The sequence below is a fragment of the Streptomyces sp. TG1A-8 genome, from assembly GCF_030499535.1.
Taxonomy (GTDB): domain Bacteria; phylum Actinomycetota; class Actinomycetes; order Streptomycetales; family Streptomycetaceae; genus Streptomyces.
Window position 1 is genome coordinate 3,978,189 of the sequence record NZ_JASTLB010000001.1, and the last position, 20,757, is coordinate 3,998,945.

Here is a 20,757-nt window from a genome sequence, read left to right on the forward strand (position 1 = left end):
CGCTCGGCCCGGCCGTCCGTACCGGCCCGCCCGCCCCGTGCGGACGGCGGACGCCTGCCCGGCGGGCCGGTCCAGGGGGAGGCCCGGCGGGGGCCCGGCGCTCACGCCCCGCGGGGTGGGGCGGCGGGCCGTCCGGGCCCGGACGGCGCGGCGTGCCGGCGGACACGAGAACGGGCAAAGGTCATGATTGGGTAAAGTCGCCGTCTCCGGGAATTGGCGGGGCACCCGTGCGCTGTTGCACTCCGGTGGAGGGTGCGGTCGACCCTCCGGCAGGCATGCCCGCAGCGAGGAGGAACGCCACGTGAGCCAGTACGCCGGCAGGCTCGGGCGTCGCTCCGCGGCTGCTCCCGCGCGGCTCAGGCTCCACCGCAGGCCCCGCCGGGTCGCCATGCTCTCCGTGCACACCTCGCCGCTGCACCAGCCCGGCACCGGTGACGCCGGCGGCATGAACGTCTACATCGTGGAGCTGGCCCAGCGGCTGGCCGCGCTCAACATCGAGGTCGAGGTCTTCACGCGCGCCACGGAGGGCGGCCTCCCCCGGTCGTGGAACTCGCGCCCGGCGTCCTCGTCCGGCACGTCGACGCCGGCCCCTACGAGGGCCTGGCCAAGGAGGACCTGCCCGCCCAGCTGTGCGCCTTCACGCACGGCGTGATGCAGGCCTGGGCCGGCCACCGCCCCGGCCACTACGACCTCGTCCACTCCCACTACTGGCTCTCCGGCCACGTCGGCTGGCTCGCCGCCCAGCGCTGGGGCGTCCCGCTGGTGCACGCCATGCACACCATGGCCAAGGTGAAGAACGCCAACCTGGCCGACGGCGACACCCCCGAGCCCGCCGCCCGGGTCATCGGCGAGATGCAGATCGTCGCCGCCGCCGACCGCCTGATCGCCAACACCGCCGGGGAGGCCGACGAACTGGTGCGGCACTACGCGGCCGACCCCGCGAAGGTTGCGGTCGTCCACCCCGGCGTGAACCTCGACCGTTTCCGTCCCGGCACCGGCCGCGCCGCCGCCCGCGCCCGCCTCGGCCTGCCGCAGGACGCCCTGATCCCGCTCTTCGCGGGCCGCATACAGCCCCTGAAGGCCCCCGACGTGCTGCTCCGCGCGGTCGCCGTCCTCCTGGACGAGCGCCCCGAGCTGCGCTCGAACATCGTCGTGCCGGTCGTCGGCGGCCTCAGCGGCAGCGGCCTGGCCAAGCCCGAGGGCCTGCAGAAGCTCGCCGCGCGCCTCGGCATCGCCGACGTCGTGCGGTTCCGGCCGCCGGTCGGCCAGGAACAGCTCGCCGACTGGTTCCGGGCCGCCTCCGTCCTCGTCATGCCCTCCTACAGCGAGTCCTTCGGCCTGGTCGCCATAGAGGCGCAGGCGGCCGGGACGCCGGTGCTCGCGGCGGCGGTCGGCGGGCTGCCGGTGGCCGTGCGCGACGGCGTCACCGGCTTCCTCGTCGAGGGCCACGAACCGGCCGCCTACGCGCGCCTGCTGGGCCGGTTCGCCGACGAGCCGTCCCTGGCGGCGCGCATGGGCGGGGCCGCCGCCCGGCACGCGCAGTCCTTCGGCTGGGACGCGTCGGCCGCCGCCACCGCCGACGTGTACGCGGCCGCGACCCAGTCGCACCGTCGTCGCGTACGCTCCCAGCATGGGTGATGTCGGGAAGGCCGCACAGGTGGTCGAGGAACTCCTGAAGGACGCCGAGCTGGAGTGGGAGAGCCCGGAGCCGGGCAACTTCGTCGTCAAGCTCCCCGGCACCCGCAAGCTCTCCACCACGGTCAGCCTGCTCGTGGGCCGCCACACCCTCTCCCTGAACGCCTTCGTCATCCGCCACCCCGACGAGAACGAGGCGGGCGTCCACCGCTGGCTCCTGGAGCGCAACCTCAAGCTGTACGGGGTCAGTTACGCCGTGGACCGGCTCGGTGACGTCTACGTCACCGCCCGCCTGCCCCTCACCTCGGTCACCGCCGAGGACGTCGACCGCCTCCTGGGCCAGGTCCTGGAAGCGGCCGACGGCGCCTTCAACACCCTGCTGGAGCTGGGCTTCGCCTCCGCGATCCGCAAGGAGTACGCGTGGCGGGTGTCGCGCGGGGAGCCGACGCGGAACCTGGAGGCGTTCCGGCACCTGCTCGACCGCCCCGCCGACTGACGGGACTCAGCGGGACGCGTACCGGCCGGGCGTGACGCCGACCAGCTTCTTGAAGTGCCGCGTGAGGTGGGCCTGGTCGTAGAACCCGGTCGCCGCCGCCACCTCCCCCGGCCGCAGCCCGTCCAGCAGCAGCCGGCGGGCCCGGCCGATCCGGCGCGACACCAGGTACTGGTGCGGGGCGATGCCGTACGCGCCGCTGAACGCCCGTACCAGGTGGGCGGGGTGGGCGTGCAGCAGCCGTGCGGCGTCGGTGAGCGTCGGCGCGCCGGTGACGTGCTCGTCGAGGAGTTCGCGCAGCGACCGGGCGAGCGCGGGATCCGGCCGGCGCCGGCCCCCGGCCCGGTCTCCCAGGTGCGCGCGCAGCCGCTCGCCGACCAGCGTGAGCCGGCTCTCCGCCTCCAGTTCGTCCCCGGGGCGGGCGAGCGCGGCGTGCAGTTGGCCGACGCGCCGGCGCAGCACGGGGTCGCGCAGGTCGGGCCCGTCGACGGCCGCACCGATGAGGTCGTTCCCCAGCTGGCTGGCGTCCAGGTAGAGCACCCGTTTGCGGAAGCCGTCCGGGGTGGCGGGCGAGCCGTTGTGCGGGACGTGCGGCGGCAGCAGCGAGACCGTGTCGTGCGGGGTCCCGTGCTCGTGCCGGTCGAGGTCGTACCGCACGGCCCCGTCGTCCACGATCAGCAGCGTCCAGGCGTCGTGGACGTGCATCGGGTAGGCGTACTCGGTGAAGCGGGCGTGGAAGACCTCGGTGACGCCCGGGACGCGGGGGCGCCACGCGGTGACTTCCTGCCCGGCGGCCATGCAAAGAACGTACAAGACGGCCGGGCGCGGCGGTCGGCAGTCTCACTGCATGAGCGAGCAACCCATCCGTTTCGACACGAAGATCGCCGTGCTGCTGCGCGAGGACCTGGAATCCTGGCAGCGCCTGAACGTCACCGCTTTCCTGGTCAGCGGCCTGGGTACGGCCGCCCCCGAGGTGATCGGGGAGCCGTACGAGGACGCCGGCGCGGTGGCGTACCTGCCGATGTTCCGCCAGCCGGTCCTGGTCTTCGAGGGCACGCGGGAGACCCTGAAGGCGGCGCACGGCAGGGCGCTGGGCCGGGCCCTGCCCAGGGCCGTCTTCACCGCCGACCTGTTCTCCACGGGCCACGACCGCGACAACCGCGCGGCGGTGCGCGCGGTGCCGACGGCGGAACTGGACCTGGTGGGACTGGCGGTGTACGGGCCGCGCAACGGCGTGGACAAGGTGCTCAAGGGCGCCCGGATGCACCCGTGAGGCCCCTGGCCGCCGTCGGGAACACGTCCGCGGCGTCCCCGGCCGGTGTCCGCGGCGCCCCGGCCGCCGTCAGCCGAACATGCCGGGCTCGTAGCCGCCGGCGGGCTGCCGGACGAGGACGTTCGCGCGGTTGTACGCGTTGATCAGGGCGATCAGGCACACTAGCGCGGCGAGCTGCTCCTCGTCGTAGTGCTTGGCGGCCTCGGCCCAGGCCTCGTCCGTGACCCCGCCGGCCGCGTCGGCGATGCGGGTGCCCTGCTCCGTCAGCTCCAGGGCGGCCCGCTCGGCCTCGGTGAACACCGTGGCCTCCCGCCAGGCGGCGACCAGGTGGAGCCGCGTGGGGGTCTCCCCGGCCGCGGTGGCGTCCTTGGTGTGCATGTCGGTGCAGAAGCCGCAGCCGTTGATCTGGCTGGCGCGGATCTTCACCAGTTCCTGCGTGGCGGCGGGCAGGGCGGAGTCCGAGATTGCCCTGCCCGCCGCGCTGAAGTGCTTGATGACCTTGCCGCTCAGGGGGCCGGCGAACAGGTCGAGACGCGCGTCCATGATGTGCTCCCGTGTGGTGTGGGGGTGGCTCCACCCCTTCGACGGAACGGCCCGTCCGTCTGTGACACGCTCCGGTGTGACGTCCGCCACTTCCCGGGGTCAGGCGGTCCGTCCCTGCTCCGGAGCGGGATCGGCCGTCCGCCGCCGCGCGGGTGCCGGGAGGGCCGACTCGGGGAGCCGCCGCATGAGCAGCCAGTACCCGGCCCCGGCGACCGTGCCCACCACGGCGCACAGGATCCACAGCCAGCGCGCGCCGAACCGGTCGATGACCGCGCCGGACATGAGCGGCGCGACCAGTGCGGCCACGGACCACGACATCGTGTACATGCCCTGGTAGCGCCCGCGCCCGTGCACCGGCGAGAGCCGGACCACGAGTCCGGTCTGGGTCGGCGCGTTGACGATCTCGGCGAGGGTCCACACGCACACGGTGAGCATGAAGGCGCCCACCGACCCGGCGAGGGCCGTCAGCCCGAAGCCGTAGCCCGCCAGGACCGAGGAGACGACCAGCAGGCTGCGCGGGTCGCGGTGCTCGATGAACCGGGTGACGGGGATCTGCAGGACGACGATCAGGGCGCCGTTGACGGCGACGGACAGGCCGTAGTCGGCGGGCGAGAACCCGGCCCGGCCCATGGCCACCGGCAGCCCGACCGAGCCCTGCTGGAAGACCAGGGCGACCAGGAAGGACAGGGTGACCACGGCCATGTACCGCCCGTCACGCAGCACGGTCCGCAGGCCGACCTCGTCCCGCACCGCCTCGTCGGCCGGGGCGGCGGGCCGCGACTCGGGCAGCTTGAGGAGGACGACGAGGGCGCAGACCAGGGTCATCCCGGCCTCGATCAGGAACCCGGCGCGGTAGCTGACCGAGGCGACGAACCCGGCGCCCGCGGAGGAGACGGCGAACCCCAGGTTGATGGCCCAGTAGTTGAGGGAGAAGGCCCGCACCCGGTCCTCGGGCCGGACGATGTCGGAGATCATCGCCTGCACGGCCGGCCGGGAGGCGTTGGAGGTCACGCCGACGAGGAAGGCGACGCAGACGATGGCGACCGGCCCGGTCACGAACCCGAGCAGCGCCACGCAGACGGCGGTGGCCGTCTGGGCCAGGAGCAGGGTCGGCCGCCGCCCCAGCCGGTCGGCCATCACCCCGCCGCCCAGCGCGGAGACGACCCCGCCGAGCCCGTGCAGCGAGGCGACGAGACCGGCGTACGAGGCCGAGTACCCTCGTTCCAGGGTGAGGTAGAGGGCCATGAAGGTGACCACGAACGCGCCGAGCCGGTTGACCAGGGTAGTGGTCCACAGCCACCAGAACTCGCGGGGGAGTCCGGTGACGGACTCCCGGACGGCACGTCTCATGGTGGCTGGTGACATCGGGGATCCCCCACGGCGGTAAGCGGCTCAAGTGGTGGCCACACCTTACAAACGGGGGGTCCGGGAACGCCACTCGAGTCAGGGCGGTGTCAGGCGCGCCGCCCCGCGCCGCCGGCCGTCGTCCTGCCGCGGCGGGGTGCCCGGGCGCGCTCCGCGGCCCCGGCACCTCTTGGGTAGGCTCATCGCCATGGCCGACGCACCGTACAAGCTGATCCTCCTCCGCCACGGCGAGAGCGAGTGGAACGCGAAGAACCTGTTCACCGGCTGGGTGGACGTCAACCTGAACGAGAAGGGCGAGAAGGAGGCGGTCCGCGGCGGTGAGCTGCTCAAGGACGCCGGCCTGCTGCCCGACGTGGTCCACACGTCCCTCCAGAAGCGCGCGATCCGCACGGCCCAGCTGGCCCTGGAGGCCGCGGACCGCCACTGGATCCCCGTCCACCGCAGCTGGCGCCTGAACGAGCGCCACTACGGCGCCCTGCAGGGCAAGGACAAGGCGGCCACGCTGGCCGAGTTCGGCGAGGAGCAGTTCATGCTCTGGCGCCGCTCGTACGACACCCCGCCCCCGCCGCTCGCCGACGACTCCGAGTTCTCCCAGGCGAACGACGCCCGCTACGCCACGATCCCGCCGGAGCTGCGTCCCCGCACCGAGTGCCTGAAGGACGTCGTCCTCCGCATGCTCCCGTACTGGTACGACGGCATCGTCCCCGACCTGCTGACCGGCCGCACGGTCCTGGTCGCGGCCCACGGCAACTCGCTCCGCGCCCTGGTCAAGCACCTGGACGGCATCTCCGACACGGACATCGCGGGCCTGAACATCCCGACGGGCATCCCCCTGTACTACGAGCTCGACGCCGACTTCAGGCCGACCACCCCGGGCGGCAAGTACCTCGACCCGGAAGCGGCGGCGGCGGCGATCGAGGCGGTCAAGAACCAGGGCAAGAAGAAGTAAGCAGAGCTGATCAAGGCCCCTACCTGCGGTTTCGCCGCTGGTAGGGGGCTCGTTGCCGTGCTGGGGCCGTCTTGGGGCCGTGGAACTTAGACGCGGCTGATCTGCACGCGGACTGCCACGAGGAGGGCGAACAGGGAAGCCGCAACGGGGCCGGTTCCAGACTGCACCCCCAGGCCGGCACCGCCGAGGCCAATGAAGGTGAACGGTGTCCCGCGGAGGGCGAGGTCGATGCGCAGGCCCCGCCGTGGCACTATGGCCTTCTCCATGTGAGTCATGTGTTGTCCTATCGCTGGGTCAATGAACAAGCCCATGGAGAGGAGAGGTCGCCCGGGCGTGGGCGGCCTCTCCGCTATTTGGGTAACAGGACCATACTGCCTCGGTTGGCGATTAACCAAAGGCTCAGCTCAGCGCTGTACCTACCCTATTCAATAGCCGTCGGTATCAGGGTCTGGGTGACCCTTGCGGCGCTTGGCCAGGTACCGCCGAACCGCCTCCTCGGGGCGCGGCACGCGTTGCGATACGGCTGGCTAGCCTGCTGGGACCGAATGTACCGGCGAACTTGGGTAGGCGGTTCACGCGGACAGGATTCAGGATTGGTAAACGTGAAACGATGCCGGATGTCAAAGTCGTAATCGGGAACGCGTAATCATGATGTGTGATTCGAGAGTCGCGAAATCGCGTAACGCGAATCCGGTTCACGTGAATCTGCTGTCGCGATTCGCGTGCAGATCGAGCTGGAAGTCAGCTCCCCGAATCGCCCCAAGCGGCAGCAATCGCCCTGCGAGTGCGCTCCTGGCTGGAGGGCATCAGGCGTGCGTACACCCGCAGCGTCAGGCCCGGATTCGAGTGACCCAGGTGCCCGGCCAGGGCCTTGACGTTCTCCCCGGCGTCCAGGAGCACCGAGGCGTAGAAGCGGCGCAGCGCGTGCATGCCGTTCTCGCGGGGCTCGGCGTACGACCCGCCCGGCTTCCGCTCGGGGATCACGCCGGCCGAGGCGGGGGCCCGCTTCCACTGCTGTCGCGGGCTCGCCAAATGAGATGACTCGTAAAGCGGTGATTGCCCGCTTGCCCGCCGTACACCAGCGCAGGCCACCAGTGCGCTGCCGTCTTCGGTGAAAGCCGTGCAGGGCAGCGCCGTTCACCGTGCGTCGCACGAACTGCCGACTGAGCGCCTGTACCCGTCCTATCCTGCCCAACGGGCGCACCACCAACCTGTCAGGGCGCGGAGGACCCGGCCCGTTTCAACGCCGAACCGACTTCGTTACCGGAGATGACATGAGCAAGCGCCCTTCTCGTGATGGACGTCCAACAGGCCGTAGTGGACATCGCTGACGACGGTTCCGGATACCTGCCACGCCTGCGCAGGGCGGTCGACGGAGCCCGGGCGGCTGACATCCCCGTGATCTACGTGGTCATCGCGTTACGTCCCGGCTTCCCGGAAGTCGGTAGGCGCAACAGGGCTCTCACCGCCATCGCGCGGGCCGGCCTCTATGCCGAGGGCGCCCCAGGTACCGAGATCCACCCCGAGGTCGCGCCCCGGCCGGGCGACGTGGTGGTCATCAAGAGACGGGCGAGCGCGTTCTCGGGCAGCGATCTCGGCGTGGTGCTGAGGGCACGCGGTATCGAGAGCCTCGTGCTCACCGGCATCGACACCAGCGCTGTGGTGCTGTCCACTCTGTGCCACGCGAACGACCTGGACTTCGGCCTCACCGTCCTCTCCGACGCCTGTCTGGACACCGACCCAGAGGTGCACCGGGTCCTCATCGAGCGACTGTTCCCGCAGTGGGCGGATGTCGTCACCGTCGACGACTGGCTCAAGACGATCGCTTCTCCCTAGCGGCAGCCCCTGACATCCACGACTGACATCAACGACACCGGACGGGGATGCGCACCAGCGACTCCGTGGGACCGTCGTACCAGCCGACGGCAGCAGCCGCAGCGGGCCCGGATCGAACTCCCAATGCGGTGCTCGTCTCGGCATGACGAGACGGAGCCAGTCGGCGAGCGCGGCGAAGTCGGTGTCCATGGGGCCCTTGGGCGAGCCGAGTTCAGGGTCGAGTCGCGTCAGCAGTGGGTTTCCCTGGTCTCCAGACGTCGAGGCGTCGGCGGCGGTGGCCTGTGGGAGCCCGGCCGACGGCCCGAACGGGATCGGTGGACCGTCGACGTCAAGGAAAAGGAGGGGGCCTGCCGCCGTGCCGGGGCCCTCTCCGGGCGTCAGCCACTCGGCCGGGCCGTGGTCAGGGCTCGGGGAAGTCCGGCTCCGGCCGCTCCCCCACCTCGGCCTGCGCTCCCGCACCGCGGAGAGCCGTGACGGTCACCTCGGCGTCTTCCTGCGGCACGCCGACGAGGATCATGGCGGGCACCCGCGTCACCAGAACCTTGCTGCGCCACGGGCTCAGCCCCGTCAGCCGGCGTACGACCCGGACGACGTCCAGCACGCGGGTGCCGGGGTCGGTGAGCACCACGTCATGAGGCACGCCGTCGCACACCGACGGGAAGTACCCGTCAGCCACGGTTCCCCCGCCCGTCCCCGGCCTGCAGCCTACGAGCCCTCAGCCGTCACGTCGCCTCAAATGGGCGGCCGGCGAGGCGTGGCGGGAGACAGTATGACCCCGGGGGGCCTTCGGCCGAGGGCCATCCGTGAGTCGCCCCTCCCAGCCGGTGCGGCGTACGACGAAGGGCCGGTGTGGATGGCGTCCACACCGGCCCCCTCGGTCGTACGGTCAACCGCACTGGCACGGGCTGCCCGACTGGCACCCGCACCCGCAGCCCGAGCCGCAGCCGCACGCGGCCACGAGCGGCAGGCTCCTGATCCGCGCCTGCCCGGGCTCGTCCGAGTCGCGCTGCTGCGTGGGATCGGGCGTGGTACCGGGGGATTCGGCCATGGGTCCCCTCCTAGAGGCTCGGCATGGTGCCTTCGCCCATTGCATGCCCGCTCGGCCGGGCGCGTCAACGGCGCACGGAGGCGGGCCCGCACCCCGGCCCACCCCGGACACTCCGGCCGGGCGGCGAGGGGCGAGCGGCGAGGGGGCGGGCGGGCCCGCGGGCCTACGCCCCCTCCACCCCCGTCACCGGCTGGATGTCCGACTGCAGCTCGTCGGCGTGCTCGCCCGTCACCAGGTAGACGACGCGCTTGGCCACGGCCACCGCGTGGTCGGCGTACCGCTCGTAGTAGCGGCCCAGCAGGGTGACGTCCACGGCGGTCTCGATGCCGTGCTTCCAGCGGTCGTCGATCAGGTGCTGGAACAGGGTGCGGTGCAGGAGGTCCATCTCGTCGTCGTCCTGCTCCAGCTGCAGCGCGAGGTCGACGTCCTTCGTCACGATCACCTCGGCCGCCTTCGCCATCAGGCGCTGCGCGAGCTGGCCCATCTCCAGGATGGTCGCGTCCAGGTCGTGCGGGACCGCGCGCTGCGGGAAGCGCAGCCGCGCCAGCTTCGCCACGTGCTGGGCGAGGTCGCCGGAGCGCTCCAGGTCGGCGGACATGCGCAGGGAGGTGACGACGATGCGCAGGTCCGTCGCCACCGGCTGCTGGCGCGCGAGCAGGGCTATGGCCCGGGCCTCCAGGTCGTGCTGCAGTTCGTCGACCCTCTGGTCGGCCTCGATGACGCTCTCGGCCAGCTTCAGGTCGGTGTCGAGGATGGCGGTCGTGGCGCGTCCGATCGCCGACCCGACCAGCCGGGCCATCTCCACCAGACCGTCGCCGATCGAATCCAGTTCCTCGTGGTACGCGTCCCGCATCAGGGTTCCCTCTCGTGCGTGTCTCTCGGGGGCTCGTTCCGGGGGCCGTGACACCACGCGCCCCGTGGCGAAACCAGCGGTGCGAACCCCACGCTTCCACGGTCCGCCCCGTACGCGTCCGTTTCCGCCACCCCGAATGAACCACCACTGGCCCCCAGGTGAACTCTGGGCGACGAGTGTTCGAGGTCGCACCCCGACGGCTGTGGGCACGTCGTGCCCCATGCCTAACCTGGGGGCATGGACGTGAACGCGGCGGTCGCCGCAGCGGCAGCGATCGTCGGGGTGCTCACCGGCGTCATCGCCATGCTGGCGTTCCGTTGGAGCGAACGCGACCAGAAACGACCGACCAGGACTTCCTTGCACACCGATCTCGTACTCCCGCCCGGCGTGGACACCGTCCTGTCGGTGCTCCGCTCCTCGGCCGTCGTCCTCGACGAGGGCGACGGCGTCGTCAAGGCCAGCTCCGCCGCCTACGCCCTCGGGCTGGTCCGCGGCGGCAAACTCGCCGTCGAGCCCATGCTCCAGATGGCCCGGGACACCCGGCGGGACGGGGAGATACGGCAGGTCGAGCTGGACCTGCCCCGGCGCGGCACCGGGCGGGGGGAGGCCCTCGCCGTCTCCGCGCGGGTGGCCCCGCTCGGCTCCCGCCTGGTCCTGCTGCTGGTCGAGGACCTCACCGAGGCCCGCCGGATCGAGGCGGTGCGGCGCGACTTCGTGGCCAATGTCAGCCACGAGCTGAAGACCCCGGTCGGCGCCCTCTCCCTGCTCTCCGAGGCCGTCATGGACGCCTCCGACGACCCCGAGGCCGTGCAGCGCTTCGCGGGCCGCATGCAGATCGAGGCGACCCGGCTGACCAACCTGGTGCAGGAGCTCATCGACCTGTCGAGGGTCCAGAACGACGACCCCCTCGAGGACGCCGAGCCCGTGCGGGTGGACGAGCTGATCGCCGAGGCCGTCGACCGCTGCCGCCACCAGGCCGGCGCCAAGCAGATCACCATGGCCGCCTCGATCCAGGAGCCCGAGGGGGACTCCGCCGGCGGTGCCGGCGGAACCCGGGCGGGAGCGGCCGGCCTGCACGTGTGGGGCAACCGCGGCCAGCTCGCCGCGGCCCTCGGCAACCTCGTGGAGAACGCCGTCAACTACTCCCCGGCCCGCACCCGCGTCGGCATAGCCGTCCGCCGGGTCGGCGGCCCCGGCGGTGACATGATCGAACTGGCTGTCACCGACCAGGGCATCGGCATCTCGGAAAAGGACAGGGAGCGCGTCTTCGAGCGCTTCTACCGCGTCGACCCGGCCCGCTCGCGGGCCACCGGAGGCACCGGCCTGGGTCTGGCGATCGTCAAGCACGTGGTCGCCTCGCACGGCGGGGAGGTCACGGTCTGGAGCGCCGAAGGCCAGGGCTCCACCTTCACCCTCAGGCTGCCGGAGGCGGGAGCGGCCCGCGACCGCGCCCAGCAGCACCCCGGCCTCGTCGTCGAGGCCGGCACCACCGAGTCATCCCCGTACGAACCGCTTCCCGCCCCGGAGGTCCTTCCGTGACCCGAGTGCTCGTCGTCGAGGACGAGGAGTCCTTCTCCGACGCCCTGTCCTACATGCTCCGCAAGGAGGGCTTCGAGGTCGCCGTGGCGGCGACCGGCCCCGACGGACTCGACGAGTTCGAGCGCAACGGCGCCGACCTCGTCCTCCTCGACCTGATGCTGCCGGGGCTGCCCGGCACGGAGGTGTGCCGCCAGCTGCGCGGACGCTCCAACGTCCCCGTGATCATGGTGACGGCCAAGGACAGCGAGATCGACAAGGTGGTCGGTCTGGAGATAGGGGCCGACGACTACGTCACCAAGCCCTTCTCCTCGCGCGAGCTGGTCGCCCGCATCCGCGCGGTGCTGCGCCGGCGCGGCGAGCCGGAGGAGGTCACCCCGGCCGCCCTGGAGGCGGGCCCGGTCCGCATGGACGTCGACCGCCACGTGGTCACCGTCTCCGGCTCCAAGGTCGACCTGCCCCTCAAGGAGTTCGACCTGCTGGAGATGCTGCTGCGCAACGCCGGCCGCGTCCTGACCCGCATGCAGCTCATCGACCGCGTCTGGGGCGCCGACTACGTGGGCGACACCAAGACCCTCGACGTCCACGTCAAGCGCCTGCGCGCCAAGATCGAGCCGGACCCGGGCGCGCCGCGCTACCTCGTGACGGTGCGGGGGCTGGGCTACAAGTTCGAGCCGTAGGAACCGGCGCGCGGCCGACCGCCGGGCGGCCGGCGACCGAGGGCGGCACCCCGGATGGGGTGCCGCCCTCATGCGTCCGCGGCCGTGCGGGGGGCGTGCACCCCGCACGGCACGGCGCGGCCGTGGCGGCCACGCGGCGGCGCACTCCGGCGGCCGCGTACTCCCACAGCCGCGCTGCTCCTGCGACTGCGCCGCTCCCCGCGGCCGTGGGGAGCGGCGGTGCTCAGTGCCCCGCGGCCGACTGCGACGCCGAGTCGCTCGGGGTGGAACCGGTGATCCCGTCCTCGGAGCCGGCCGCCGGGGCGGAAGCGCCCTGCGACGGCTTGCCGGTCGCCGACCCGGACGGGCGGGGGCCGGGGGCCGCGGAGGCGGAGGACGACGGCGAGGGGATGCTGCTCGGGCCCCACGCGCTGAAGTAGCTGGTGGCCGGCACCACGTAGGCGCGCAGGCTCACGGGACCGGCCTTGCTGAGGTTGAAGGTGATCTTCTGGGCGTCGCCGTCCCGGACCGCCTCGCGGCCGCTGGGCAGTACGGCGGAGGCGTTGTCCTTGCCGCCGAGGACCAGGGAGCCGTGCGCCGGGACGGTGAGGCTCTGGCCCTTGGCGGGCTTCAGCTCGGCGTCCGTGTCGCTGCCCGCGACGGTGACGGACTGCAGGGTCTCGTCCGTCGTGCCCAGGTTGAACAGGGTCGCGGCGATCACGGCCGGGCCGCTCGACTTCAGGTCGGGCTGGGTGACGACCACGGCACTCTGGATCTTGATGTCACCGACGCTGGTCGACGCGTTGTCCGGCTTGATCTGCAGGGTCTGGGCGTTGTTTCCGGCGCCGCAGGCGGCGAGCGAGGCGATCGAGAAGGCGGTGGCGGAGGCGGCGAGGGCGCCGCGTCGAAGGCTGCTGCTCACGGCGGCGGCAACTCCTTGAACGCAGGGGCGGCTCCAGGTAAAGCCGCTCTCAGTGTCTGTCAGCGGCCTCAGGTTACCGAGCCGTTCCCGCGAGGCCGCACCCGACCCTCCCCCAAGCGCCGGGCTTCCGTCCGGGTGGGGGTACCCCGGCCGGCGCGAGCGACCCGTCCGGCACGCCGGGCGGGTCCCCGGCCGCTTTGCCGGGGCGCTTGTCCGCCATTCGCATAACGCGCTCGAACACCGCCGTCCGCATCCCCGCAACACGCCGTGCGGATTTTCCGTGGGGAATGCGCGTCCACCCGGATATCGGTCACCCACCCGATCAACCGCGCGATCACGCGGCTCCACTTCCGGCACACATCCGGATCCGGATCCGGCCATCTTCCGGGCGTCATCCACCACCCGTCCGGCCGCCCGTGATCAATTCCGGAAACGTCGCGCATCCCACTCCCGCCGCCGAACGGAGTAGCGGAAGTCGTACACTTGGGAGTGGACATACCGGGACATTCCTTCGCTCGGGTGCGGCTTCCGGGACGTGTGGCGCACACGTTTCACCGCGCCCGGAGAGCCGCTCCCACCTGCGGATACCCGCTTCCGCGAGCTCGCCGCAGCACGTTCCTGTCGCTGTTGTCAAGCCCTGAGATATGCCCTGACCTGCGAAAACGCCATTCAGAAGACGCCGTATCCGTGTTACCCTGGATAGCCACGGAAGGGGTACCTGTCACATGACGTTCAAGGTTGGCGACACCGTGGTCTATCCCCATCACGGGGCCGCGCTGATCGAGGCAATCGAAACTCGCCAGATCAAAGGCGTGGACAAGACCTACTTGGTGCTGAAGGTTGCCCAGGGTGACCTGACGGTACGTGTGCCAGCGGACAATGCGGAGTTCGTCGGCGTGCGTGATGTGGTCGGTCAGGACGGACTGGACCGGGTCTTCGAGGTGCTGCGCGCGCCGTATGCCGAGGAGCCCACGAACTGGTCGCGTCGTTACAAGGCAAATCTGGAAAAGCTCGCCTCCGGCGATGTCATCAAGGTCGCGGAAGTCGTGCGTGACCTGTGGCGTCGTGAGCGCGAGCGCGGACTCTCCGCCGGTGAGAAGCGCATGCTCGCCAAGGCCCGCCAGATCCTGGTGAGCGAGCTGGCCCTCGCGGAGAACACCAACGAGGACAAGGCCGAAGCCCTGCTCGACGAGGTGCTCGCCTCCTGACGTGCGACGGGCGGCCCCCGGCATGCCCGGCAAGCCCAGCACACTGAAATGCCGCGGTGCCCGATGACACTCACCCTGTCGCCGGGCGCTGCGGCATGTCCGTCCCCGAAAAGCTCCGGAGAACCCCGGCCGGGGCGGTCGCCGGGCGGCTGCCGCCCCGTCCGCCGCCTCGTCTGCCGTACGCCTCGGGGAAAGCCCCGATACTGGGGTGCCGGGCCCGGGCGGACGGCTCGACCGGCGTCACGGAAAGGGTCCGGTCAAAGCGTCGTGCCCGGCGCTCCTCCAGGCCATACCCACCGGGGCCGAGCACACAAACCTGACAGGAACCGATGTCTGACGAATCACGTTCCACGCCCGCGCAGGCCCCCGTCGCGGCCGTCATTCCGGCCGCCGGCCGGGGCGTACGTCTCGGTCCGGGCGCCCCCAAGGCGCTCCGCGCGCTGAACGGCACCCCCATGCTGATCCACGCGGTCCGCGCCCTCGCCGCCTCCCGCCACGTCTCCCTGGTGATCGTCGTCGCCCCGCCCGACGGCGCCGCCGAGGTCAAGTCCCTGCTCGACGTCCACGCACTGCCCGAGCGCACCGACTTCCTGGTCGTCCCCGGCGGAGACAGCCGCCAGGAGTCCGTCCGGCTCGGCCTCGACGCGCTGCCGCCGCAGTACGGCGTCGTCCTCGTGCACGACGCGGCACGCCCGCTCGTCCCCGTCGACACCGTCGACGCCGTCATCGAGGCCGTCCGCGACGGCGCCCCCGCCGTGGTGCCCGCGCTGCCGCTCGCCGACACCGTCAAGGAGGTCGGACCCGCCGCCGCCCCCGGCGGGCCCGAGCCGGTCGTCGCCACACCGGACCGGGCCCGGCTGCGGGCCGTGCAGACGCCCCAGGGCTTCGACCGGGCGACCCTGGTCCGCGCCCACGGGACCGTCACCGCCGACGTCACCGACGACGCGAGCATGGTCGAGCAGCTCGGCCTCGGCGTCGTGGCCGTGCCCGGCCACGAGGAGGCCTTCAAGGTCACCCGCCCCCTCGACCTCGTCCTCGCCGAGGCGGTCCTGGCCCGCAGGAGGCTCAACGATGGCTTCTGAGCCGACGGGCGCCGAGCCGTCCTTGCACCTCCCGCTGCCCCGGGTCGGCGTCGGCACCGACATCCACGCCTTCGAGGAGGGCCGCGACCTGTGGTGCGCCGGCCTGAGGTGGGAGGGCGAGGGACCCGGCCTGGCCGGGCACTCCGACGCCGACGTCGTCGCCCACGCCGCCTGCAACGCGCTCTTCTCCGCCGCCGGGCTCGGTGACCTCGGACAGCACTTCGGCACCGGCCGCCCCGAGTGGTCCGGTGCCTCCGGGGTCACCCTGCTCACCGAGGCCGCGCGCATCGTCCGCGCGGCCGGCTTCGCCATCGGCAACGTCGCCGTCCAGGTCGTCGGCCCCCGCCCGAAGATCGGCAAGCGCCGGGAGGAGGCCCAGGGGGTCCTCTCCGAGGCGGTCGGCGCCCCCGTGTCCGTGTCCGGTGCCACCACGGACGGCCTCGGCTTCCCCGGGCGCGAGGAGGGGCTGATGGCCGTGGCCACCGCACTCGTGGTGCGGGTGAGCGCAGAGCGTGCGAGGGTACCCGCAGAGTGACGCTGACCGAGGCTCTCCGGAGGCACCCATGACCGCAGTCCTGTCCGACCGGCTCAAGTCCCTTCTCGACGGCCCCGTGTTCATCGTCGTCGGCACCCTCCAGCCCGACGGCGGCCCGCAGATGTCCCCGGTCTGGGTGAAGCGCGACGGCGACGACATCCTCTTCTCCACCACGGTCGACCGCCGCAAGAAGAAGAACCTGGACCGCGACCCCCGGGTGACGGTCGTCGTCATGAACCCCGAGCAGCCCTACGAGTACGCCGAGATCCGCGGCACCGCCGACATGACCACCGACGGCGGCCGGGAACTCATCGACGAGCTGAGCCAGAAGTACACCGGCAGGAAGTACGCCGACTTCAACCCGGCCTCCGCCCAGGACGCCGAGCGGGTGGTCGTGCGGATCAGGCCGCAGAAGGTGACCGGAGGCCTGTGACGGCGGGCGGCGCCGCGCGGGGGCGCCGTCCAGGGCCGGAAGGCGCATGGCACTGCCCGGCGCCCACTACCCTGGAGAGGTGACCATTCGCCTGTACGACACCAGCGCCCGGCAGATCCGTGACTTCGCCCCGCTCACGCCGGGTTGTGTCTCGATCTACCTGTGCGGCGCCACCGTGCAGGCGGCACCGCACATCGGCCACATCCGCTCGGGCCTCAACTTCGACATCATGCGCCGCTGGTTCGCCCACCGCGGCTACCGGGTGACCTTCGTGCGCAACGTCACCGACATCGACGACAAGATCATCGCCAAGGCGGCCGAACAGGGCCGCCCCTGGTGGGCGATCGGATACGAGAACGAGCGCGCCTTCAACGACGGCTACCGGGCCCTCGGCTGCCTGCCGCCGACGTACGAACCGCGCGCCACCGGCCACGTGCCCGAGATGATCGAGATGATGCGGGGCCTCATCGAGCGCGGTCACGCCTACGCGGCCGACGGCAACGTCTACTTCGACGTGCGCTCCTTCCCCGGGTACCTCCAGTTGTCCCGGCAGGAGCTGGACAACCTGCTCCAGCCGGCCTCCGACGGCGAGACCGGCAAACGGGACCCCCGCGACTTCGCCCTGTGGAAGGCCGCCAAGCCCGGCGAGCCCACCTGGCCCACGCCCTGGGGTCCCGGCCGCCCCGGCTGGCACCTGGAGTGCTCGGCCATGGCGCACAGGTACCTCGGCACCGCCTTCGACATCCACGGCGGCGGCCTGGACCTGATCTTCCCGCACCACGAGAACGAGATCGCCCAGGCCAAGGCCTACGGCGACGACTTCGCCCGGTACTGGGTGCACAACGCCTGGGTCACCATGGCCGGCGACAAGATGTCCAAGTCGCTCGGCAACAGCGTCCTCGTCTCCGAGATGGTCAAGCGGTGGCGCCCCATCGTGCTGCGCTACTACCTGGGCACCCCGCACTACCGCTCGATGATCGAGTACAGCGAGGAGTCGCTGCGCGAGGCGGAGTCGGCGTTCGCCCGCATCGAGGGCTTCGTGCAGCGCGTGGCGGAGAAGGCCGGGGGAGCGGTCGAGCCCGCCGCCGAGGTGCCGCCCGCCTTCGCCGAGGCGATGGACGACGACCTGGGCGTCCCGCAGGCCCTCGCCGTCGTGCACACCACGGTCCGCCAGGGCAACAGCGCCCTGGCCGCCGACGACAAGGAGGCCGCGGTGCAGCGGCTCGCCGAGGTGCGGGCCATGCTCGGCGTCCTCGGCCTGGACCCGCTCGACCCGCACTGGGCCGGCGGGACCGACCGGGGCGAGGACCTGCACGGCGTCGTCGACAGCCTCGTACGCCTCGTCCTCGACCAGCGCGAGTCCGCCCGCGCCCGCAAGGACTGGGCCACCGCCGACGCCATCCGCGACCAGCTCACCCAGTCCGGGCTGGTCGTCGAGGACGGTCCGCGGGGGCCGCGCTGGAGCCTCGGCCCCCGCTGATCCCCCTGCCGATCCGATGATCGATTGTGCCGCCCGGTCCCCGGGCGGCACACTGCAGGGACGTACCAACCGAACGCATCACAGAGACAGGTAGGTCATGGCCGCGAACAACCGTCGCATGTCCGGCAAGAAGGGCGCGCAGGTCGGCAGTGGCGGCCAGCGGCGCAGGGGCCTGGAGGGCAAGGGCCCCACCCCGCCCGCCGAGATGCGCAAGGGCCACAAGAAGAACCGCATCGCCGCCGCCAGGGCGAAGCAGACCGCGCGCCGCCCCGCCGTCCGCGGCCGCGGCGGCAAGTCGGCCTCCGAACTGGTCGTCGGCCGCAACCCGGTGTACGAGGCCCTGCGCGAGGGCGTGCCCGCCACCACCCTCTACGTCCAGCAGTTCATCGACAACGACGAACGCGTCCGCGAGGCCCTCCAGCTCGCCGCCGAACGCGGCACCATCAACCTGATGGAGGCCCCCCGCCCCGAGCTGGACCGCATGACCAACGGGCTCAACCACCAGGGCCTCGTCCTGCAGGTCCCGCCGTACGAGTACGCGCACCCCGAGGACCTCACCGCCGCCGCGCACGACGAGGGCGCCGACCCGCTGATCGTCGCCCTCGACGGCGTCACCGACCCGCGCAACCTCGGTGCCGTCGTCCGCTCCGTCTCGGCCTTCGGCGGCCACGGCGTCGTCGTCCCCGAACGCCGCTCGGCCGGCATGACCGCCGGCGCCTGGAAGACCTCCGCCGGTACGGCCGCCCGCACCCCCGTCGCCCGCGCCACCAACCTGACCCGGGCCCTGGAGGCGTACAAGAAGGCCGGCCTCACGGTCGTCGGCCTCGCCGCCGACGGGGAGGCCGAACTCGGCGACGTGCGGGCGCTGGACGGCCCGGTCGTCATCGTCGTCGGCAGCGAGGGCAAGGGACTGTCCCGCCTGGTCGGCGAGACGTGCGACGTCCGGGCGCGGATCCCGATGCCGGGCGGCGCGGAATCCCTCAACGCCGGTGTCGCGGCCGGGATCGTGCTGTACGAGGCGGCCCGCCGGCGTTCCTGAACACCTGTCCGCCACCTCGCCCGAACGGGTCCGATCCGGTGCCCCCGGAGTGTCCGGGACCGCTTTGACGCGGCCCGGACACATCCGCCCGGTCAAGACAGTGTCCTAACTCCGCGTCACTCGGTTAGATGAGTGTGGACACCAGAACACCCCGCACACCTACGGGGGACCGCTCGTCGGGACACGACGACGCTCCCGCACTGAGCATGGTGAAGGTGCCGAGCGATCCGGCGCAGGTCATCGTCAATCACGCCAGCTTCCGCGTGCAGCTGGGCGCGTCGGCGAAGCACGGCCAGTCCCTGCGGATCGCCCGGCAGCTGAGCGCCACCCAGGACACGGCCCGCGTGCCGGCCGGCCGGGCCGGTGCCGACGCCGCCGGCCGCCGCCGCCCCGTCGTGTGGACCGGCAGGTCCGCCCCCGACGACACCGGCGCCCACCGGCTCCTCCAGGCCGTGCGGGGCAGCAGTGTCCGCCACGCCGAGGAAGCCGCCTCCCGGGCCGGGGCCACCCAGGTCATGCCGCGCGTCGGCGGCGACCGGCTCGACCGCACCGCCGAGACCCCCGTCGTCGGCCGCCAGCGCACCGCCCCCGACGGCGGCACCCGCATCCTGCCCCCCCTGCGCGGCGTCGGCAGCGCCTACGACGAACCGGCGTACACCGACGCCGACACCGGCCCGGAGCCCTACGACGACCTCACGCCCCCGGCCGGCGGCGCCCCGGACCGCCGCAGGCGCCACGGCGACGACCCGGCCCGGCACGCCTACTACCCGGGCCGCCGGATGAACCTGGGCGTCGTCCTCCTCCCGCTGCGCATCTTCCTCGGCTGCATCTCCATCTACGCCGGCATGGGCAAGCTGTGCGACCCCGTCTACTTCGACGGCGGCAAGCGCGGTTCCATGGTCACCTGGCTCAACACCCTGCACCCCTGGCAGGTCGCCGAACCCCTGCGCCAGTTCGCGCTGCACCACCCCGTCGGCTCGGGCCTGGTCATCGCCTTCTTCCAGGTCGTCGTCGGCGTCCTGACCGTCCTCGGCTGCTGGCAGCGCGTCGCCGCCGTCGTCGGCGCCCTGCTCTCCGCCGCCCTCATCGTCACCGTCAGCTGGAAGACGGTCCCCGTCTACGACGCACCCGACATCATCTACCTCGCGGCCTGGTCCCCGCTGGTCATCGCCGGCGCCCCCGTCTACTCCGTCGACGGCCGCCTCGCCGGCAGCGCCTGGCGCACCCTCGGCCCCCGCTCCGACATCTGGGAACTGCGCCGCCACGTCCTGCGCCGCGGCGCCCTCGTCACCGCCCTCACCGTCGGCCTCACCCTGCTCGTCGGCGCCGTCCTCGGCGGCGCCGTCCGCGACTCCGGCCGCGTGATCGTGCCCGGCCCCGGCGAGGCCCCGCGCAACAACCTGCCCGGCTCCCCCCTGCCCGGGGAACCGGACCGGCGGCACACGGCCACTCCGTCGGCCTCCACTCCCCCCGCGGACACCGCGACGGCCGGCGCCGGCCCCTCCGGGGCGGCCACGGCTCCGGGCGCCACCCGCACCACGGGCACGGTCACCACGCCGAGCCAGACCCAGGGCACCGTGGGCCAGGTCCCGCCCCGGCCCGCCCCCCCGGCCGGCGGCGCCCCCAGCACCACGGCGGGCCCGTCCAGCTCGGGCGGGACCTCGTCCGGCGGCAACACGTCGACGGGCGGCGCCACCGGTTCCGGCGGTGCCTCGACCACCGGCAGGCCGGGCCTGGTCGGCGGCCTGCTCGGCTAGGGCCTCCCGTTCGGATCCCGCCGGGCTCGCGGGGCCCGGCACCGCACCCCGATCCGGCCCGGTCCGGACGGAGGGCCCCGGCCCCGCACCGCGCAGGGGCCCCGCACCGCC

At 72.6% G+C, this 20,757-nt stretch carries 20 protein-coding genes and 3 pseudogenes; 14 read left to right on the top strand and 9 right to left on the bottom strand.

What is annotated here, in order from left to right; translation table 11 throughout:
- Window positions 1-301 precede the first annotated feature (301 nt).
- Window positions 302-1,638, top strand: a pseudogene (gene mshA, locus QQY24_RS17375) (D-inositol-3-phosphate glycosyltransferase).
- Entirely contained in the window at window positions 1,631-2,131 is a 501-nt protein-coding gene (locus QQY24_RS17380; RefSeq protein ID WP_301973604.1) for a YbjN domain-containing protein, read from the top strand. Before mshA ends, QQY24_RS17380 begins: the two are co-directional and overlap by 8 nt.
- 6 nt (window positions 2,132-2,137) lie before the next feature.
- Here QQY24_RS17380 and QQY24_RS17385 read toward each other — a convergent pair whose 3' ends face one another.
- Window positions 2,138-2,926, bottom strand: coding sequence for an AraC family transcriptional regulator (locus QQY24_RS17385; protein WP_301973605.1), 789 nt, complete (start codon window positions 2,924-2,926; stop codon window positions 2,138-2,140).
- Window positions 2,927-2,975: 49 nt separating this feature from the next.
- On the opposite strand from QQY24_RS17385, the gene QQY24_RS17390 reads away from it, so the two are divergent.
- Window positions 2,976-3,401 (top strand): DUF2000 domain-containing protein, encoded by a 426-nt coding sequence (locus QQY24_RS17390; protein WP_301973606.1) that lies wholly within the window; start codon window positions 2,976-2,978, stop codon window positions 3,399-3,401.
- 69 nt (window positions 3,402-3,470) lie between these two features.
- Here the strand turns inward: QQY24_RS17390 and QQY24_RS17395 are convergent, their stop codons facing one another.
- Together QQY24_RS17395 and QQY24_RS17400 are read right to left on the bottom strand one after the other, a co-directional pair.
- Window positions 3,471-3,944 (bottom strand): carboxymuconolactone decarboxylase family protein, encoded by a 474-nt coding sequence (locus QQY24_RS17395; RefSeq protein ID WP_301973607.1) that lies wholly within the window; start codon window positions 3,942-3,944, stop codon window positions 3,471-3,473.
- A 99-nt stretch (window positions 3,945-4,043) separates the two neighbouring features.
- Window positions 4,044-5,309 (bottom strand): MFS transporter, encoded by a 1,266-nt coding sequence (locus QQY24_RS17400; RefSeq protein ID WP_301973608.1) that lies wholly within the window; start codon window positions 5,307-5,309, stop codon window positions 4,044-4,046.
- A 187-nt stretch (window positions 5,310-5,496) separates the two neighbouring features.
- Here QQY24_RS17400 and QQY24_RS17405 point away from each other — a divergent pair, with 187 nt between their 5' ends.
- Window positions 5,497-6,258, top strand: coding sequence for a phosphoglyceromutase (locus QQY24_RS17405; protein ID WP_301973609.1), 762 nt, complete (start codon window positions 5,497-5,499; stop codon window positions 6,256-6,258).
- Between the two features lie 86 nt (window positions 6,259-6,344).
- Here QQY24_RS17405 and QQY24_RS17410 read toward each other — a convergent pair whose 3' ends face one another.
- The gene (locus tag QQY24_RS17410; RefSeq protein WP_301973610.1) at window positions 6,345-6,533 is read right to left on the bottom strand and encodes a hypothetical protein; all 189 of its coding nucleotides are present in this window, start codon (window positions 6,531-6,533) and stop codon (window positions 6,345-6,347) included.
- Between the two features lie 466 nt (window positions 6,534-6,999).
- Window positions 7,000-7,275 (bottom strand): annotated as a pseudogene (locus QQY24_RS17415) (site-specific integrase); the annotation flags it as partial.
- A 276-nt stretch (window positions 7,276-7,551) separates the two neighbouring features.
- On the opposite strand from QQY24_RS17415, the gene QQY24_RS17420 reads away from it, so the two are divergent.
- The gene (locus tag QQY24_RS17420; RefSeq protein WP_301973611.1) at window positions 7,552-8,094 is read left to right on the top strand and encodes a cysteine hydrolase family protein; all 543 of its coding nucleotides are present in this window, start codon (window positions 7,552-7,554) and stop codon (window positions 8,092-8,094) included.
- 201 nt (window positions 8,095-8,295) lie between these two features.
- On the opposite strand, the pseudogene QQY24_RS34780 reads toward QQY24_RS17420, so the two are convergent.
- The 3 genes and pseudogenes from QQY24_RS34780 to phoU form a co-directional block, all read right to left on the bottom strand.
- Window positions 8,296-8,475, bottom strand: a pseudogene (locus QQY24_RS34780) (hypothetical protein); the annotation flags it as partial.
- A gap of 19 nt (window positions 8,476-8,494) precedes the next feature.
- Window positions 8,495-8,770, bottom strand: coding sequence for a ribosomal protein L7/L12 (locus QQY24_RS17425; protein WP_301973612.1), 276 nt, complete (start codon window positions 8,768-8,770; stop codon window positions 8,495-8,497).
- A gap of 535 nt (window positions 8,771-9,305) precedes the next feature.
- Window positions 9,306-9,995, bottom strand: coding sequence for a phosphate signaling complex protein PhoU (phoU, locus tag QQY24_RS17430; protein ID WP_301973613.1), 690 nt, complete (start codon window positions 9,993-9,995; stop codon window positions 9,306-9,308).
- A gap of 237 nt (window positions 9,996-10,232) precedes the next feature.
- Between phoU and QQY24_RS17435 the strand changes: the two genes are divergently transcribed.
- Both QQY24_RS17435 and QQY24_RS17440 read left to right on the top strand, forming a co-directional pair.
- Window positions 10,233-11,534, top strand: a complete 1,302-nt coding sequence (locus QQY24_RS17435) for a cell wall metabolism sensor histidine kinase WalK (RefSeq protein WP_301973614.1) — start codon at window positions 10,233-10,235, stop codon at window positions 11,532-11,534.
- On the top strand, window positions 11,531-12,211 hold the full coding sequence (locus QQY24_RS17440; protein ID WP_010358452.1) for a response regulator transcription factor: 681 nt from the start codon (window positions 11,531-11,533) through the stop codon (window positions 12,209-12,211). The genes QQY24_RS17435 and QQY24_RS17440 overlap by 4 nt, the downstream gene beginning before the upstream one ends.
- Window positions 12,212-12,434: 223 nt before the next feature.
- On the opposite strand, the gene QQY24_RS17445 is transcribed toward QQY24_RS17440, so the two are convergent.
- Window positions 12,435-13,112, bottom strand: a complete 678-nt coding sequence (locus QQY24_RS17445) for a DUF461 domain-containing protein (protein WP_301973615.1) — start codon at window positions 13,110-13,112, stop codon at window positions 12,435-12,437.
- 725 nt (window positions 13,113-13,837) lie between these two features.
- On the opposite strand from QQY24_RS17445, the gene QQY24_RS17450 reads away from it, so the two are divergent.
- From QQY24_RS17450 to QQY24_RS17480, 7 genes are all read left to right on the top strand, one after another.
- Complete coding sequence (locus QQY24_RS17450) at window positions 13,838-14,320, top strand: CarD family transcriptional regulator (protein WP_003953493.1); 483 nt, start codon at window positions 13,838-13,840, stop codon at window positions 14,318-14,320.
- Between the two features lie 329 nt (window positions 14,321-14,649).
- The gene (ispD, locus tag QQY24_RS17455) at window positions 14,650-15,402 is read left to right on the top strand and encodes a 2-C-methyl-D-erythritol 4-phosphate cytidylyltransferase (protein ID WP_301973616.1); all 753 of its coding nucleotides are present in this window, start codon (window positions 14,650-14,652) and stop codon (window positions 15,400-15,402) included.
- Complete coding sequence (ispF, locus tag QQY24_RS17460; RefSeq protein WP_301973617.1) at window positions 15,392-15,937, top strand: 2-C-methyl-D-erythritol 2,4-cyclodiphosphate synthase; 546 nt, start codon at window positions 15,392-15,394, stop codon at window positions 15,935-15,937. Before ispD ends, ispF begins: the two co-directional genes overlap by 11 nt.
- A gap of 28 nt (window positions 15,938-15,965) precedes the next feature.
- Window positions 15,966-16,370: a PPOX class F420-dependent oxidoreductase gene (locus QQY24_RS17465; protein ID WP_301973618.1), complete on the top strand. Its 405-nt coding sequence runs from the start codon at window positions 15,966-15,968 to the stop codon at window positions 16,368-16,370.
- A 79-nt stretch (window positions 16,371-16,449) separates the two neighbouring features.
- Window positions 16,450-17,850: a cysteine--tRNA ligase gene (gene cysS / locus QQY24_RS17470; RefSeq protein ID WP_301973619.1), complete on the top strand. Its 1,401-nt coding sequence runs from the start codon at window positions 16,450-16,452 to the stop codon at window positions 17,848-17,850.
- 97 nt (window positions 17,851-17,947) lie between these two features.
- Window positions 17,948-18,889, top strand: coding sequence for a 23S rRNA (guanosine(2251)-2'-O)-methyltransferase RlmB (gene rlmB, locus QQY24_RS17475; RefSeq protein ID WP_301973620.1), 942 nt, complete (start codon window positions 17,948-17,950; stop codon window positions 18,887-18,889).
- 128 nt (window positions 18,890-19,017) lie between these two features.
- Window positions 19,018-20,646 carry a DoxX family membrane protein gene (locus QQY24_RS17480; RefSeq protein WP_301973621.1) on the top strand — a complete coding sequence of 543 codons (1,629 nt, stop codon included), beginning with the start codon at window positions 19,018-19,020 and terminating at the stop codon, window positions 20,644-20,646.
- The last annotated feature ends 111 nt before the right edge of the window (window positions 20,647-20,757 follow it).